This is a genomic window from Nautilia sp., assembly GCF_053994455.1.
The window spans coordinates 1-15,473 of the sequence record NZ_JBMYAU010000005.1 but is presented as its reverse complement, the minus strand read 5'-3'; the positions used below and the strand labels follow the sequence as shown (position 1 = coordinate 15,473).

At 38.1% G+C, this 15,473-nt stretch carries 15 protein-coding genes; all 15 read right to left on the bottom strand.

From position 1 onward, the window contains the following. A partial coding sequence (locus tag ACXJIE_RS00390; protein WP_456479003.1) for a CoB--CoM heterodisulfide reductase iron-sulfur subunit B family protein occupies positions 1-785 on the bottom strand: 785 nt, incomplete at its 3' end. 1 nt (position 786) lies between these two features. Beyond that, on the bottom strand, positions 787-1,755 hold the full coding sequence (locus ACXJIE_RS00385) for a succinate dehydrogenase/fumarate reductase iron-sulfur subunit (RefSeq protein ID WP_456479002.1): 969 nt from the start codon (positions 1,753-1,755) through the stop codon (positions 787-789). Positions 1,756-1,801: 46 nt separating this feature from the next. Beyond that, entirely contained in the window at positions 1,802-3,508 is a 1,707-nt protein-coding gene (locus tag ACXJIE_RS00380; protein WP_456479001.1) for an FAD-dependent oxidoreductase, read from the bottom strand. A 1-nt stretch (position 3,509) separates the two neighbouring features. After that, positions 3,510-4,931, bottom strand: coding sequence for a glutamate synthase small subunit GltD family protein (locus ACXJIE_RS00375; RefSeq protein ID WP_456479000.1), 1,422 nt, complete (start codon positions 4,929-4,931; stop codon positions 3,510-3,512). A 2-nt stretch (positions 4,932-4,933) separates the two neighbouring features. Continuing rightward, positions 4,934-5,269 carry a hydrogenase maturation nickel metallochaperone HypA/HybF gene (locus ACXJIE_RS00370; RefSeq protein WP_456478999.1) on the bottom strand — a complete coding sequence of 112 codons (336 nt, stop codon included), beginning with the start codon at positions 5,267-5,269 and terminating at the stop codon, positions 4,934-4,936. Next, positions 5,262-5,780, bottom strand: coding sequence for a 4Fe-4S dicluster domain-containing protein (locus tag ACXJIE_RS00365; RefSeq protein WP_456478998.1), 519 nt, complete (start codon positions 5,778-5,780; stop codon positions 5,262-5,264). Before ACXJIE_RS00365 ends, ACXJIE_RS00370 begins: the two co-directional genes overlap by 8 nt. Positions 5,781-5,853: 73 nt before the next feature. After that, positions 5,854-6,933 carry a hydrogenase large subunit gene (locus ACXJIE_RS00360; protein ID WP_456478997.1) on the bottom strand — a complete coding sequence of 360 codons (1,080 nt, stop codon included), beginning with the start codon at positions 6,931-6,933 and terminating at the stop codon, positions 5,854-5,856. Further along, the gene (locus tag ACXJIE_RS00355; protein WP_456478996.1) at positions 6,923-7,441 is read right to left on the bottom strand and encodes an NADH-quinone oxidoreductase subunit C; all 519 of its coding nucleotides are present in this window, start codon (positions 7,439-7,441) and stop codon (positions 6,923-6,925) included. The genes ACXJIE_RS00360 and ACXJIE_RS00355 overlap by 11 nt, the downstream gene beginning before the upstream one ends. Further along, positions 7,438-7,941 (bottom strand): 4Fe-4S binding protein, encoded by a 504-nt coding sequence (locus ACXJIE_RS00350; protein ID WP_456478995.1) that lies wholly within the window; start codon positions 7,939-7,941, stop codon positions 7,438-7,440. Before ACXJIE_RS00350 ends, ACXJIE_RS00355 begins: the two co-directional genes overlap by 4 nt. After that, positions 7,938-8,366 (bottom strand): NADH-quinone oxidoreductase subunit B family protein, encoded by a 429-nt coding sequence (locus ACXJIE_RS00345; protein ID WP_456478994.1) that lies wholly within the window; start codon positions 8,364-8,366, stop codon positions 7,938-7,940. Before ACXJIE_RS00345 ends, ACXJIE_RS00350 begins: the two co-directional genes overlap by 4 nt. Next, positions 8,363-9,322, bottom strand: coding sequence for a respiratory chain complex I subunit 1 family protein (locus ACXJIE_RS00340; RefSeq protein ID WP_456478993.1), 960 nt, complete (start codon positions 9,320-9,322; stop codon positions 8,363-8,365). Before ACXJIE_RS00340 ends, ACXJIE_RS00345 begins: the two co-directional genes overlap by 4 nt. Next, the gene (locus ACXJIE_RS00335) at positions 9,312-12,800 is read right to left on the bottom strand and encodes a complex I subunit 5 family protein (RefSeq protein WP_456478992.1); all 3,489 of its coding nucleotides are present in this window, start codon (positions 12,798-12,800) and stop codon (positions 9,312-9,314) included. Before ACXJIE_RS00335 ends, ACXJIE_RS00340 begins: the two co-directional genes overlap by 11 nt. A gap of 145 nt (positions 12,801-12,945) precedes the next feature. Beyond that, a complete protein-coding gene (locus ACXJIE_RS00330; RefSeq protein ID WP_456478991.1) occupies positions 12,946-13,365 on the bottom strand; it encodes an FxsA family protein in 420 nt (139 codons plus the stop codon). 3 nt (positions 13,366-13,368) lie between these two features. Then, complete coding sequence (locus tag ACXJIE_RS00325; protein WP_456478990.1) at positions 13,369-13,770, bottom strand: GNAT family N-acetyltransferase; 402 nt, start codon at positions 13,768-13,770, stop codon at positions 13,369-13,371. After that, the coding region (locus ACXJIE_RS00320) for a proline--tRNA ligase (protein ID WP_456478989.1) at positions 13,767-15,473 on the bottom strand (1,707 nt) is incomplete at its 5' end. The genes ACXJIE_RS00325 and ACXJIE_RS00320, both read right to left, overlap by 4 nt.

Here is a 15,473-nt window from a genome sequence, read left to right as displayed (position 1 = left end):
GGCAGATGCAGCACCGGCATATTGAATTCTTTATTTGCATGCTTTGCGGCCGCTTTTTGTTTAACGTCAAGGTTTAAATGACAGAGAGGACAAGGTGTAACCATCATTTCGGCCCCGTGTTCGCCTGCGTCTATTAAAGCGTTGGCTGTGAGTTTTTCACTCACAGGCGTATTTTGCAAGTCGACATGAAAACCGCAGCATTTCGTTTTGCTTTCATATTCCACAGATTCACCCATCAACACTTTAATCAAGCTCTCAATGGCATTCGGCTTATAAGGGTTTTCGTTGAGATTCGCCCCGTCGTGTGTTTTTGAAGGTCTTATAATATGGCAGCCGTAAAACGGTGCGATTTTTGAATTGAGGGGTTTTTTTACGTGTTTTGAAATTTCTTCAAGCCCTATGTCTTCAAGAATGGCATACAAAAAGTGCTGAACTTTCGAACTGCCCGTGTACTTATATCCGACTTCGGCAAGCTTTTCGTTTACTTTGGCTTTAAGTTCTTCATCGCCGTCGAGTTTCTGCTTGGTGTTTTCAAGCATAAGCTGGCACGTATTACATAGCGTTACGAGTTTAAGTCTTCTTTTTTCGGCAAGACAGATGTTTCTTGCATTCAATACAAGCGATAAAAATTCGTCAAAATCCTGAAGATGGCTTGCCCCGCAGCAGCTTGCCTCATTTAATATTTCAATTTCAATTCCGAGCTCTTTCGCCACGGCAAGGGTCGATTTAAGAAGCTCGGGCGTTGATTCTTTCGCCGTACATCCTGTATATAACGCATATTTCATATCAGTCCTTTAACTCGTGTGTTTGAGATATTTCGATAAGTTTTTGAATCTCTTCAAGCCCTTCGCTTTTAGGCATCTGCCAAGGGAGTTTGATTTTACCTTTCATAAACATCGCCACGGCTTCAGGCATATGACGGACAACATTCACACCCTCGCTGTAAAGTACCAACATTCCCTCATCAAGGATACCGTGTTTTTTAATGGAATGAACAAAACCTTCGGCGTGTTTGGTTGCAACGTTTCTTTTTGCAACTCCTTCTTCGAATACCTGATTGTGAAGATGCGTAATTTTAGTAAACGGATCAACGCCTTTAGGACAAACCTCTATACACGCCTGGCATTTCACACAGTCCCATATACCGATTCCGAGTTTGTCCACAAAAGAAAGCCTGTCATTTTTAGCCTTATCCCTTACATCGGCCGTAAACCTGTATGTTTTGGCAAGCGCCTGAGGCCCTAAGAAATCTTTATTCGCCCTTACGCTCTCGCAAGCATAATAACAGCACCCGCACGCTATACAGTAATCCGCCTCTTCAATCATTTCCACAAGTTCCGGTTTTACAAGGTTTTCACTTTCAGGATGTTCGTCAATTTCCGCAATAAGGTACGGTTTGACTTTTGCGTTTTTATCCCAGAAATCTTTTTTGTCGTTAACAAGGTCTTTTATAACTTTGTCTTTGTTTTTACTCAGAGGCTCGATTACAAGAGTGGTTCCGAACATTTCAACGGCTTCTTTTACAGGGGTTTTACACGCAAGCACGTTTTTGCCGTTGAGTTTAACGGCACAGCTTCCGCAGATTCCGTGCCTGCAGCTTCTTCTGTAACTGAGGCTTCCGTCAATCTCCCATTTGATTCTGTTAAGCGCATCAAGTATAACCGCATCATCCTTCATATCAAGGGTATATTTTTTGAAATGTGGTTTTTCATCTACTTCCGGGTTAAATCTGTATACTTTAAACGTCACTTCCATCATTTATCCTTTTAATTTTCCATTTTCCATTGAAAAATTTTCCATTTTAGTATTTACGCTCTTGAGGTTCAAATTTTGTAATTTTAACCTCACCGTACTCTATTTCTATTTCATCTTCTTTTAGATAACCGAAAGTATGTTTCAAGAAATTTTCATCGTCCCTTTTCGGATAATCCTCCCTGTAATGCGCCCCTCTCGATTCTTTTCTGTTAATCGCACCTTCAACGATAAACAGAGCGTAATCGAGCATATGACCGAGTTCAATAGCTTCTTGAAGGTCGGTGTTGTAAAGTTTGCCTTTGTCGTCAAGTTTTATGTTTTTGTATCTTTTGCGAAGTTCTTTTAATTTTTCTTTCGCTTCAAACATAGTGGATTCTTCTCTGAAAACCCCGACTTTTGTGCTCATGGTTTCCTGAAGTTCGCTTCTGATTTGAGAAACTTTTTCATTACCGTTCGAATTTAAAAGCCCCTTAACTTCATTTAACATTCTCTCGGCTTCTTTTGCGTTTGCTTCCCTCAGTTCGATACCGTCAAGATCTTTTAGAATAGACTGCCCCGTCCATCTTCCGTAAAAGAGCGCTTCAAGAAGCGAGTTCGCCCCGAGTCTGTTTGCCCCGTGCACGCTCACACACGCACACTCACCCGCGGCATACAGCCCTTCGGTAAGTTCTGTAGGGGATTTTTTCACATGCCCGTTGATATCCACAGGAATACCACCCATTGAATAATGCGCGGTGGCCGAGATTAAAATAGGCTCTTTTACCATGTCACGTCCGAGGAAAGTGAGTGCCAAGTCACGAAGTTCAGGCAGTCTTTCATTAATTTTTTTCTCCCCTAAATGTGTCAGATCAAGATATACCGCAAACGGATCTTCTTTTGCGCCTCTTCCTTCGATTATCTCTTTCATAATCGCCCGGCTTACAACATCCCTCGGTGCTAATTCCATTTTTTCAGGCGCGTATTTTTCCATAAAACGCTCGCCCTCGGAGTTAAACAGCCTTCCGCCCTCACCCCTTGCGGCTTCACTCATCAAAATTCCGCTTCCGGCAAGTCCCGTCGGGTGGAACTGTACAAATTCCATATCTTCAAGAGGAATTCCGCGTCTGGCTAAGATAGAAAGACCGTCTCCGGTATTTGCATGAGCGTTTGAATTTACCTTAAATGCTCTCGCGTATCCGCCTGTGGCGAACATTACGGCTTTTGCATTGAATATTGCGGGAGTGAGATCCCTGAGATTATAAGCAACGACTCCGTACGCTTTGCCGTCTTCATACAGTACATCGGCGACATACCACTCATCAAGCATTAATACGTTTTCCCTGACACACTGTTCATACATGGTCTGAAGAAGGGTAAGACCGGTTCTGTCTTTTGCAAAACATGCTCTAGGCCTGCTTTGCCCCCCGAACGGCCTTTGAGCGATTCTGCCGTCTTCCCTACGGCTGAACACAGCGCCCATTCTTTCAATCCATCTGATCGTCTCGGGTGCCTTTTCGCACATAAGCTCAACCGCGTCCTGATCTGCAAGATAATCGCTACCTTTAACGGTATCGAATTTATGAAGCTCCACATCGTCGTCATCCGCAAGTGCGGCGTTTATACCTCCCTGCGCCGCACCCGAGTGGGAGCGCAGAGGATGGAGTTTCGTTAAAACCGTCACGCTTTTTCCGGCTTTTACAAGCTCCCTTGCAGCCGCCAGACCCGCAAGCCCGGCGCCTACAATAACAACATCACTTTTATAAACAGCAGTCATTTTAATCCTTTAATCCCAAATCTTCTAAAATCGCATATGCCGCATCTCTTCCGTCTCTCGCCGCAGTTACGACTAAATCCGCACCTCTTACGGCATCCCCTCCGGCATACACTTTCGGATTGGTTGTTTGGTATCTTTCGTTCACTTTCGGACACCCCCATTTGTCGGTTTCGATTCCGGCATGCTCATACCATGCGAATTTTACGTTATCGAAACCAAGGGCTAATATAATTATATCACAAGGAATTTCAAAATCACTGCCTTCTACCACCTGAACCCTTCTTCTGCCGCTACTATCAGGCTCACCGAGTTCCGTTTTTTGACACACAATTCCCACAACGTTTTTGTTTTCATCAACTTTTACGGCTTTAGGAGCGGTATAAAACATAAATTTAACACCCTCTTCTTTTGCGTTAATCACTTCTTTTTTGCTTCCCGGCATATTGGCTTCATCCCTTCTGTAAACGCACGTAACTTTTTTAGCACCACTTCTGATAGAAGTTCTGACCGCATCCATTGCACTGTCGCCGCCGCCTAAAACAACCACTTTTTTGTCTTTTAAAATACACTCGTCAAAATCTTTAAACACTCTTTTTTGTGCGTGGGTTAATATATCCATTACATGATATACGCCGTTTGCGTCTTCGTTTTCCATTCTCGCACCCCTGCCGCTTGGCGCACCTACACCGATAAATACGGCATCAAAATCGTCAACAAGTTTTTCAAAATCCTCTTCCGTTAAAATAGGATGATTCAGATGCAGTTTAAGCCCCGCTTCTTCCATCCATTTAAATCTTCTGAATATTACGTCTTTATGAAGTTTGAAATTAGGAATACCGTACGTCAAAAGCCCTCCGGGTCTGTCTGATTTTTCAAATATTTCAACATTGGCACCGCCTCTTAAAAGATATGTCGCACAGCTCATACCAGCAGGACCGCTTCCTATTACGGCTACTCTTTTTCTTCTTTTTTTATCTTCTCCGTAGTAAGGTTTTAGTCCCCGTTTAAACCCTTCTTCAGAAATAAACACTTCAATAGCGCCGATTGCCACACTACCATGCTCTGTTTTAGTTATTGTACAAGCTCCCTGACACAGATTGTCATGAGGGCACACTCTTCCCATTACTTCAGGAAACGGTGACATTTCATTACTCAGTTCAAACGCTCTTTTAAGGTTTCCTTTTCTAACCTCCCTGATCCACTGGGGAATATAATTTCCTAAAGGACATCCAGTTCTGCAGAAACTAAATTCACTTTCAAGTCCTCTTAACACATCTATAGGACACGTTATACATCTCTTAGCCTGTTCTTTTGCCTCTTCTTCGTTAAATTCATAATAAATCGGTTCAAAATCTTTAATTCTCTCCTGAGGTTCTCTTTTTTTTTGAATTTTTTTAGGAATTCTTGTAAAATCTTTTTTCATTGTCACTCCTTCACTTCTATATATTCTATATGCATCTCTTCACCGGCAATAATTTTCGTTTTTTCGCTACCACATACGGGACAGTGAAAATCAAAGCCTTTTATTTCGCTTTCATTCCCGCACCCGAAACATTTGACTTTTACATCAACTTCTATAATTTCCATTTCTGCGTTTTTACAAACGGTACCTTCTTTAAAAAAATCAAAACTTTCTTTCAAAAAGTGCGGCTCAATCCCGCTCATTTTGCCGATTTTCACAACAAGTTTAGTAACTTCTTTGCCTTCAGAAGCTTTTTCAACGATTTTCATCATTGACTGAACTATTGATAATTCATGCATCTTGATTCAGTCTCTCAAACGCCTCGTTTTGTTTTTTTGCTTTATATTCCGCGTAATCTATCAGTCTCAGCGCATCCGTCGGACATACGTTAACACAAGCCTGCTCGCCTTCGGCTCCACCGCATAAATCACATTTCAAAGCCACAAGCCCCGTAACGTTTGTAGATTGGCTCGGCGCCATTACGATTGCACCAAAAGGACACACCATCGCACAGCTTCTGCATCCTATACAGTCGTCTTCATAAATTTTTACATAATTGTTCTCGTATTTAATAATATCGATAGGACACGCATTTACACAAGGAGCGTCCTCACACTGCATACACTGCATAGGCGCAGTAAGATTAGCATGTTTTATTACGGTGTTTCTGTGTATTAAGTCAATTCCCTTAAGTCCCATATCATATGCTTCGTCAAGACTTACTCCCATATGGCTTGCCGCACACGCAAGCTCACAGTTCAGACACCCTATGCATTTGGTTGCATCTGCAAATATAAACTTATTAGCCATTTACTCTCCTTTTTTATTTTCTTAAAAACTTCACAACTTTTCTGCTTATCATTTTTACAAATCACACTTCAATTTATCTTTCGGTACATGAAATACAAGGATCGATACTGTTAAAAATCACAGCCACATCTGTTAATTTATTACCCGGAATCATAACCCTTAACGCTTCCCAGTTCATATATGTAGGAACCCTCCATCTCATTCTTTCGGGTTTTTGGGCACCGTTTGTTTTTAGATAATAAATAAGCTCTCCTCTTGGAGCCTCGCTTCTCGTTACAGCTTCACCCGCCGGAATATGAGGTCTTTTTTGTGTTACAACCGGACCTTCAGGGAGGTTTGTAATTGCTTCACGGACAAGTCTTATGGAATCCTTAACTTCCCTCCATCTGACTTTCATTCTTGAATAAACATCTCCGTCTTTTTCTAAGCAGACATTCGGTTTAAGTTCGTCATAAGCCGCATAAGGAGCTTTATCCCTTACGTCGTTATTAACACCACTTCCTCTTGCGGTAGGACCTGTTACACCAAGTCTTAATGCGTCCTCTTTAGGCAAAACACCGACTCCTACTGTTCTTGCTTTTACTATTTTATTATTAAAATAGATATCTATAAGTTCATCAACCTGGGGTTCGAGTTCCTTGAGTCTTTTTAAAATATATTCAATCTGTCCCTCGTCAAGATCATACTTCACACCGCTTAGAGTGTTGGCGCTCATATCCATTCTGTTACCCCAAATTGTCTCTTTAATATCCTGCATGATTTCTCTTGCTTCCATTGTCTGGGTCATTAAAGAATGATGCCCGACAAGATGAGCCAACATAGAAATATTAAACATATGAGAAGCTATTCTTTTTACTTCATCAGCCACAACCCTTAAATAATTGGCCCTTTTACTGACTTCAATACCCGCTATTTTTTCCACGGCCATTACGTACGTAAAAGGATGGTTGTTAGAACACAGAGAACAAACCCTCTCCGTCAAAATCAGGTTTTGAAAAAAGTTTTTTTGCATTGCCAGATATTCGATACCCCTGTGTACAAATCCGTTAATCATATCAACGCATTCTACCGTTTCACCTTTTAGGTCTATTTTAAAATAAATCGGTTCTTCAAGTCCGATATGAAACGGACCTATAGGAATTTTAGTTTTCATCTTTATGCCTTTCACTTTCTATTTTTTCCCACATACAGCATGTCGCCGCTCCGTTCATTGCCTGAGATAGTGGCATATATTCGCCGAGTATCCCCTCTGCGATACTTTCATCAAGGAAAAGTCTTGCGGGATTCGGATGACCGATAAGTTCTATTCCGAACATCTCTTTAAACTCTCTTTCAGTCCAGTTTGCAGAATTAAGTATCGGAGTGATTGAATCGACTTTATTGTCAAACAGTTCCACTTCCACATTTAAAAGCATTCCGTCTATGTCAAGATGATATACAAGAACATGATGATCATCTTTTTTATACGCACTTATAATTACACATCTTCCTCCGAAATCTTTAACAAGCTGTGCTATGTGTAAAATATCTTTTCTGTTATAAAGTTTAAGCCAAAGCTGAATGTTACCTTTATCATCAACTTCTTCCCTTAAATCATAACTACCCTGATCAAGTCTTTCTTTAATTTCCGCTTTTACTTTTCTTTTTAATGTTTCTTTCATTTATGCAACCTTTCAAAAGCTTCTTTTTGTCTGCACTCAGGACAAATATTTATAAATTTTTCAACTGATTTATTCACATGGGGATACGCCCTTTTTAGCAGTTCAGTGCTTGGAGCCATAAAATATTTTCCGCACTTTTCGCATTTAACTTCAGGTATCGCCGTTACAGTTATAAATTTGAATTTTTCAGCTTCGGTGTTTGCGGTATGAAAATCGTTTGTCAGCTTTATTGCCCCAGTAGGACAGAAAAATTCACAGTTACCGCAAAAACAGCAGGTATTGTACCAGGTGGTATGAACGTAAACGTTTTCATTTTTGGTTATATGTATAGCTCCAGAGGGGCAAACTTCCTCACATGTCCCGCAAGCGGTACACGCTTTGGCGTCAACTTTTAGTTTTCCTCTTAATTTATCCGGTATAAACGTAGGACCGAACGGATACGGATCGGTTGTCGGCCCTTTTAACAAATTCCTTATTGCAATTTTTAAAAACCCGCTCATTTTTGATCCCTTATTTTTTGTTTCCATATTTCAAGCGCTTTTGCCACACCGTCGATTATCGCCTGTGGTCTCGGCGGACATCCCGGAACGTTTACATCAACTTTTACGTATTTGTCCAAAGGACCTTCAATAGCGTATGAATCCCTGAAAATTCCACAGCTTGTAGGGCAGGTTCCCACAGCAACAACAACAAACGGATTAGGAAGTTCATCCAAAACTTCAAGTAAATAAGGCTTGCTTCTTGCCGTAATAGGCCCCGTTACAAGTAAAATATCCGCATGTTTAGGACTTCCAGTATATCTGCATCCCAGTCTTTCGACATCATATCTCGGTATCATGGCAGTCGTCGCCAGTTCCACGTCACACCCGTTGCAACTGCCTGTATTGATTCTGAATAAAAACGGGCTTCTTGTAATAATACTCATATCAATCCTTTAATTGAAAGAATTACTAAAACCAATGAAATTAAAGCTAAAACAACCGGAACTCTTATTAAAAATTTAAATTCCTGATCCGCTCTGAATGAAGCAAGCGATGCATGTGCCAACGCTACAAAAGCAACTAAAAACAAAGTTTTAACGATAAACCAAAGAAGATTAATTACAATATCGTGTCCGATAATACTCGGAAAAAAGAATATCTGAAAAACTATACTTAAAACAACAATTTTCAACGCATCCGTTATTTCAAAAAGAGCTAAAGGCGCTCCGCTGTATTCAATAAGATAACCTTCCATAATATCCGCATGATTGTGATGTGCAACTTCAAACGGAGGAACTTCAAGAGTAGCTAAAACAAATATTAAAAACGCAATAAACGCCGGCCATAATTTCCAGTCAAAAAGAAAATATCCGTGTTCAAGTTGATAATCCATTATTTTTTTAAGTGAAAATTCACCACTTCCGTTTCCTACATAAACAGCAAGCGTCAATCCTATAACAATAAATACAAATTCATAAACGAGCATAAGTTTAAGCTCTCTACTCACGCTAATTGCCGCATACGGCGAACTTGAGGCACCCCCTCCTAAAATATGAGAAATTGCGGGAAGAGCCATAAAGTAAATTAAAATAATCAAATCATAATCGCCTCTAATTCCTTCATATACACCCGGAACAGGTAAAAAATAAACTAAAACAAGCATACCCGAAAAACCGAAAAGCGGAGCGAACTTAAATACAAAATCTTTGGCATCTTTCGGTATCAAAGTTTCTTTATTAAACAATTTTACTATATCTATAACGTTTTGATAAAAAACAGGACCGACCCTGCCCTGAAATCTCGCAACAAGAATTCTTTCGATACTTATCAAGATCAAACCGAGAAAAACGGCAAAAAATCCTCCCGGAAATATAAAAAAGTTTATTAAATTAGCGCTCAACGTAGCCTCCTTTTAGTCCAAAAATTCTTTTGGTCACTTTAATAATAGATGAAATAAGCACTATCAAAGGCTCATAATAGTTTTGAGAATGCAAATGAATTTCACTTTCACTAAGATCCCTAACCCCGGAGAGGAATATATGTGTATTTCTCTCTTTTCTGCCGAAATACATAATTAACGCACCCCCTATTATTATTGCGATAATCAAATAAATAGCCAAATCCGCCATATTAAGTGTATCATTTCCGATTGTTACCGAAGCAAAGGTATAGGTGATTCCGTTGAACCCGAAGCCTTCAAGAACCATATTTATCGGTTTTAACATAATTGACGGGAAGAGTCCCAATAGTATATTAAGCACCGCCAATATTCCCATAGGAATCGCCATATATAAATCCACTCTGCTTACGTTCATAAATCTTTTTTCAACCTTACCGAAATATGCGGAATGTAAAAATTTAACGAATACAAGCAAAATCATAATACTTCCGAGAAGCGTCATAATTGCAAGGAAAACATATCCTTTTTGTAAAAGAGCGTGATAAATCATCCATTTTGATACGAAACCGCTGTATAGCGGCACACCCGCCGTAGAAAATACCGCAACAAGGAATGTTATAAACGTAATAGGCATTTTTCTTGCGAGACCGCCGATTTCATCAAGATTGTCAATTCCCGTTTTATAAAAAATCGCACCGGCACTTAAAAAGAGCAAATCTTTAAAGAACATATGATTTATCAGGTGTAACAGACCACCGGCAAGTCCGTCGTTAGTAAGAAGCGAAACACCGGCTACGATATAACCTATTTCCGCAACAGTTAAGAAAATCAGAAGCCTTTTCATCGAATTTGTAAGAAGACCAAATGCAGCACCCATTAAAATAGTTACAACACCTATTATAGCCGCTATATGTCCGATTACATCAATGGCAGCAAGCCTGATAGCTACAGCTCCCGCAATTATGAAATAAAACATTTTCACAAGCATAAAAGGACCCGTTTTAAGCATTGTCGAAGAAATATACCCACTGATTGGTGTTGGTGCGGGTTTAGGATGCATCTGATAATCAATTCTTACAGGTAATTGTGCCGCTTTAGCTAAAAATCCGAGAGTCAATAAAACAATAGCAAAAATCACCTCATCAGTTAAAGGTATAGATTTGAAAATAAGACAATTATTTCCATATTTCAATATAATGGACAAACCGATCATTAAAATTCCGGCACCCGCAAAATTATATATCAGATATTTACTTGCTTCTCTTACGGATAAAGAATCCTCTTCGTGAACAAGGGCAATATAAAGTGCCCATCCGCCCATTATTTCCCAAAAGAAAAACATATCATAAATACTGTTTGCCAGTGCAACACCTAAAATACCGATTATCATTATCATAAAGTTAGCAAAAAATCTGCCGGGTTTATGAGAATGATCCATATATTGAATTGCATAAATAAAATTAAGAACTGCCATAAATAATACCAATCCCGCAAAGAACGTACCGAAACTGAATTTATGAGTCAATATTTCCAAGAGTGCCAAAAATGAAAAGCATGCAGCGAGAATGCCCGCATTTTTGCTTGTTTTTCCAAAGAAAAACACAACTGCGGCACCGATAACCATAATAGCAACACTTAACGGTATATGCAATACAAACTCAGGTAGTACGACATTTGTATGTAAACTTGTATTTATAGCCTGATTTATAAAATTAAGCACTTGATTTGGGAAAACACCAAGTAAAAACGAAACTAACGCAAGAGCATATACCACCCATATTTTTAATCCCGTTACTTTTTTAAATTCCCTTTCGCCGTTATATAAGAAAATAAATTTAAACACCCTGAGCATACCTATAAATCCGATAACAGCTCCAATCACAAGACCGAATGCAACCAGATAATTATTTGTATCCATAGCAGAATAAATCATAAAAAATTTAGAATTGAAGTTACCAAACGGTGGAAATGCACTTATCGCAAAAATACCCACTCCCAAAGGAAACGCCAAAATAGGCAGCTTTTTACCTATACCTTTTAAATCATCAAGATTTCTGCTTCCTGCACTTAAAATTAAAATACCGGCACTTAAGAATAAAAGATCTTTTACAACAGCATGGTTGATAATATGATAAAGAGCACTACTTAAAGCCGCCGTACTCATCAGACCGAGCACTGTAATTATTTCTCCTATCTGCCCTATAGTCGAATAAGCAAAAAGCCTTTTTATATCTTTTTCAAAAAGAGTTTTAATCTCACCGTAAAACAGCGTAGCAAGACCTATTCCTATAAGTAAATAAGAAAAAATTAAAGAATTAACATTAAAGAAATATATTAAAACAATAATACCGAAAACCCCCGCCTTCGTTAAAATACCTGAAAGAGGAGCCGAAATACTGCTTGGTGCCTCCGGGTGTGCGACTGGTAACCATTTATGAAGCGGTACCAAACCTGCTTTAACACCGAACCCTAACATTAATAATATAGAAACATTAAGTGAAATATTTTTTATTTCACTGAAATTATACATACCATTGGTATAAAATTCGGAAAATCCTAATTGTAATAAATATGCACCGGCTATACACATTATAAAATAAAGTTTAGCGGCACTTATTGAAGCTTCACTTCTTGAATGCATAATAAGCAGATATGAAGAAATCGTCATTAATTCCCAAAAAAGATAAAAACTTTCAAAACTGTCGCTCATTGCGACTTCAATCAGTGCGATACCCAAAACCGCCAAAGCTGTATAATAAAAGCTTTTATACGTTTTAATGTAATCGAATGAATATAAAAATACGATTACAATAATAAAAGAAAAAATTAAAGCAAAAACACCTCTTATCCCCGTATAATCAAAACCGAAACTTATATGAAAAGTACTAATGTCACTGAATAGTTTAGGAATTATTAAATAAACCTGCGGTAAAAAAAACACTGCAAGTCCGGCAAGGGTAAATATTCCCACAGGCAATATGTTTTTTATTTTATTTAAAGATTCACCGCCTTTTGTGAAAACAATTTTTTCAAACAGTGTAATCAAATAAACCGCCTGAATTATATTAATAGCAACAATCATATATCCGAGTTCAAACATACCGGAACTTGTAAATGAATTTAAAATCAACTGTTTAGATGTTATTAAAGAAACACCCAAACTCCCAAAAACGGCAAAACCGAAAACCACACCCCATTTACTAAAACCTACACCTTTTAAAGAATCAAGCTTTATACAGTTTTTATATGTAAAAAATTCATACAACATTAAAAAGGCAAGCAACCTGAAAACCACCTGATATTCAATATGTAAAATTGCAGCGCTTAAAGCACCTACACCCAAAAAAGCTATTCCTAAATACAGCACTTCAGCAGCACTTGCAACAATAAACGATTTTCTTACATTTTCCACGTTTATTAAAGCAAACACTTTGAGCGCGAGAATAGCCAGTAAAAATAAAAAGACAATAGCTTCCACTCTCACTCCTTTAATAATTAATCAGTTATATTTTAAAATGAATTTAATTTAAATCAGAATTTAAAATGTAATATAATTAAAATTAATGAATGAGTGTTTATTTTCTACACACAAAAAGAAAAAAGGAGTTTTAAACTCTTTGAAATTATTTCTCAGGGATTTCCTCAATTATCTCCACGTCAATAATTTCCGCATCGTCGTTATAATGAGTTCCGTGATAAACGTTGTTTCTTTTTAAAAACTTTTTAGCAAACCATTTCGCAAACGGCTCGAACATCAAAAGAAGCCCCACCGTATCACTGAATACACCCGGAATAAAAAGTAAAATCGCACCAATCAGCTTAAAAAGCCCTATTGAAATAAACTCCTCTTCGCTGATTTCCCTTCTCATTACACGCTGCATACTCTCAGCCATTGAAAAATTAAGGGTTCTAATAATCGTAATACCGGCTACCGCCGTTACCAAAACTTCCAAAAAAAGCCCGAATGGTGTAAACACTTTCGCAAATTCATAAGAAAAAAGTATTTCCAAAAAAAGATATACTAAAAAATATATAACTCCCATAAATCACCTTTTCATTAATATCAGATCAAGTTTTTTAAAACCTAATTTTTCATAATAACTTTTCATCTCTTCTAAACAATAAAGCTCAAATCCTGTAACATTTCTTAATTTAGGATGATTAAACACTTCACTTAATAAAATTTTACTAAAACCTTTTCCTCTATACTTTTTATCAATAATTACATCAAATATTAAAGCCTTGTAAACCAAATCGCTCAAAACCCTGCAAAATGCTACCAGTTTATCATCTTTAACTATACCAAAAACTAAAGTGGTGTTTTGAAGCATTTTTATAACATCTTCTTTTTTTCTTTTATCAGTCCACCACTCGTTTTTGTAAAGAGCCATCAAATCGTCTATATAATCATGAACACTATTAATTATCCTAAACTTTTCACTTTTCATTTGTTTATAATTTCCATAACCTTCTCAAGCGCCATTTCTTTTTCTACCACAAACTTTTCACCCGTGCGTCTGTTTCTTACTTCAACTTTGCCATCTTTTAGCTTTTTACCTACAATTACGCACACAGGGAATCCCACAAGCTCAAAATCGGCAATTTTAGGACCGAATCTCTCCGCTCTGTCATCAAGTATGGTTTTAACTCCGGCACTCATAAGTTTTTCATACAAATCTTCCGCAAAAATTAACTGCTCCTCTTTTTTAACGTCACTGATAATTATATCCACAACAAAAGGCGCTATCTGTTTTGGCCATATAATTCCCCTATCATCATGGTTTTGCTCAATTGCAGCGGAAATCAGTCTGCTAACCCCTATTCCGTAACATCCCATAATAAACGGTTTCGCTTTTCCGTTTTCATCTAAAAACGTTGCGTTCATCGGTTCTGAATACACAGTTCCTAATTTAAATATATGTCCTACTTCAATACCTTTTGTTATTTTAAGAGGCGCTCCGCATTTTGGACACTTATCGCCTTCTTTCACAGCCGCAATATCCCTGTAAACAGTCAGGTTTCCAAGCAGATTTGCATCAAGAAGCCCGGCTCCTTTTATATGATAATCTTTTTTATTAGCTCCGCATACAAGCTCTTGTGCCATTCTTAAAGCATCGTCTATTACATATTTTACATTACTTGGAAGTCCAAAAGGTCCGATAAATCCGGGAACCAACCCTGCCGCTTCGAGTTCTTCCTCGCTTGCATCAACAAGCTCAAGCGCTCCGATTGCATTTTTGGCTTTTGTCTCTTCTAAGCTGTCAGTTCCTCTAATAAAAAATACTACGATCTCCTCTTTGCCCTCGTCATATATTGCCTTTTTAACTACAGCTTTTACACTGAAATACGAATCAATTCCTAAAAATTCACAAACCTCTTCAATAGATTTTTTATCAGGTGTATAAACTTCTTCGATTATCTCCGTTTTTACCGGATTAACTCTATTTTCATGTTTTCTTGTAGCAACCTCAATATTTGCCGCGTAATTACACTCCGTGCATACCACAATATCATCTTCTCCCGTATCTGCAAGCACCATAAATTCACGGCTTCCGCTTCCACCAATAGCACCGCTGTCAGCCTCAACAACCCTGAAATCAAGCCCCATTTTTTTAAAAATATTTTCATAAGTTTCTTGCATAAGATTAAATTCCCTGTCTAAATCCTCTCTTGTAGCATGAAAAGAGTATGCGTCTTTCATAATAAATTCACGTCCTCTAAGAAGCCCAAATCTTGGTCTTGCCTCATCTCTGAATTTAAGGTTTATTTGATAAAGATTTACTGGAAGCTGTTTATAGCTTTTAATTGTGCCTCTTACCAAATCTACCACGCTCTCTTCGTTTGTAGGAGATAAAACAAACTTTTGACCTTTTCTATCTTCAATTCTAAGTAACTCATCCCCGTACTTTTTAGCCCTTCCTGTCTCTTCCCAAAGTTCATAAGGTGTAACAAAGCTAAGCATTACTTCCTGAGCTCCGGCTTTATCCATTTCTTCTTTTATAATGTTTCTTATGTTATCAAGCACCATTTTCCCAAGTGGCGCGTAATCATATATTCCGGCAGCCACCTGTTTAATATATCCGCCTCTTACTAAATATTTATGACTAGCAACTACAGCGTCTTTTGGTGCTTCTTTTAATGTATATGCAAA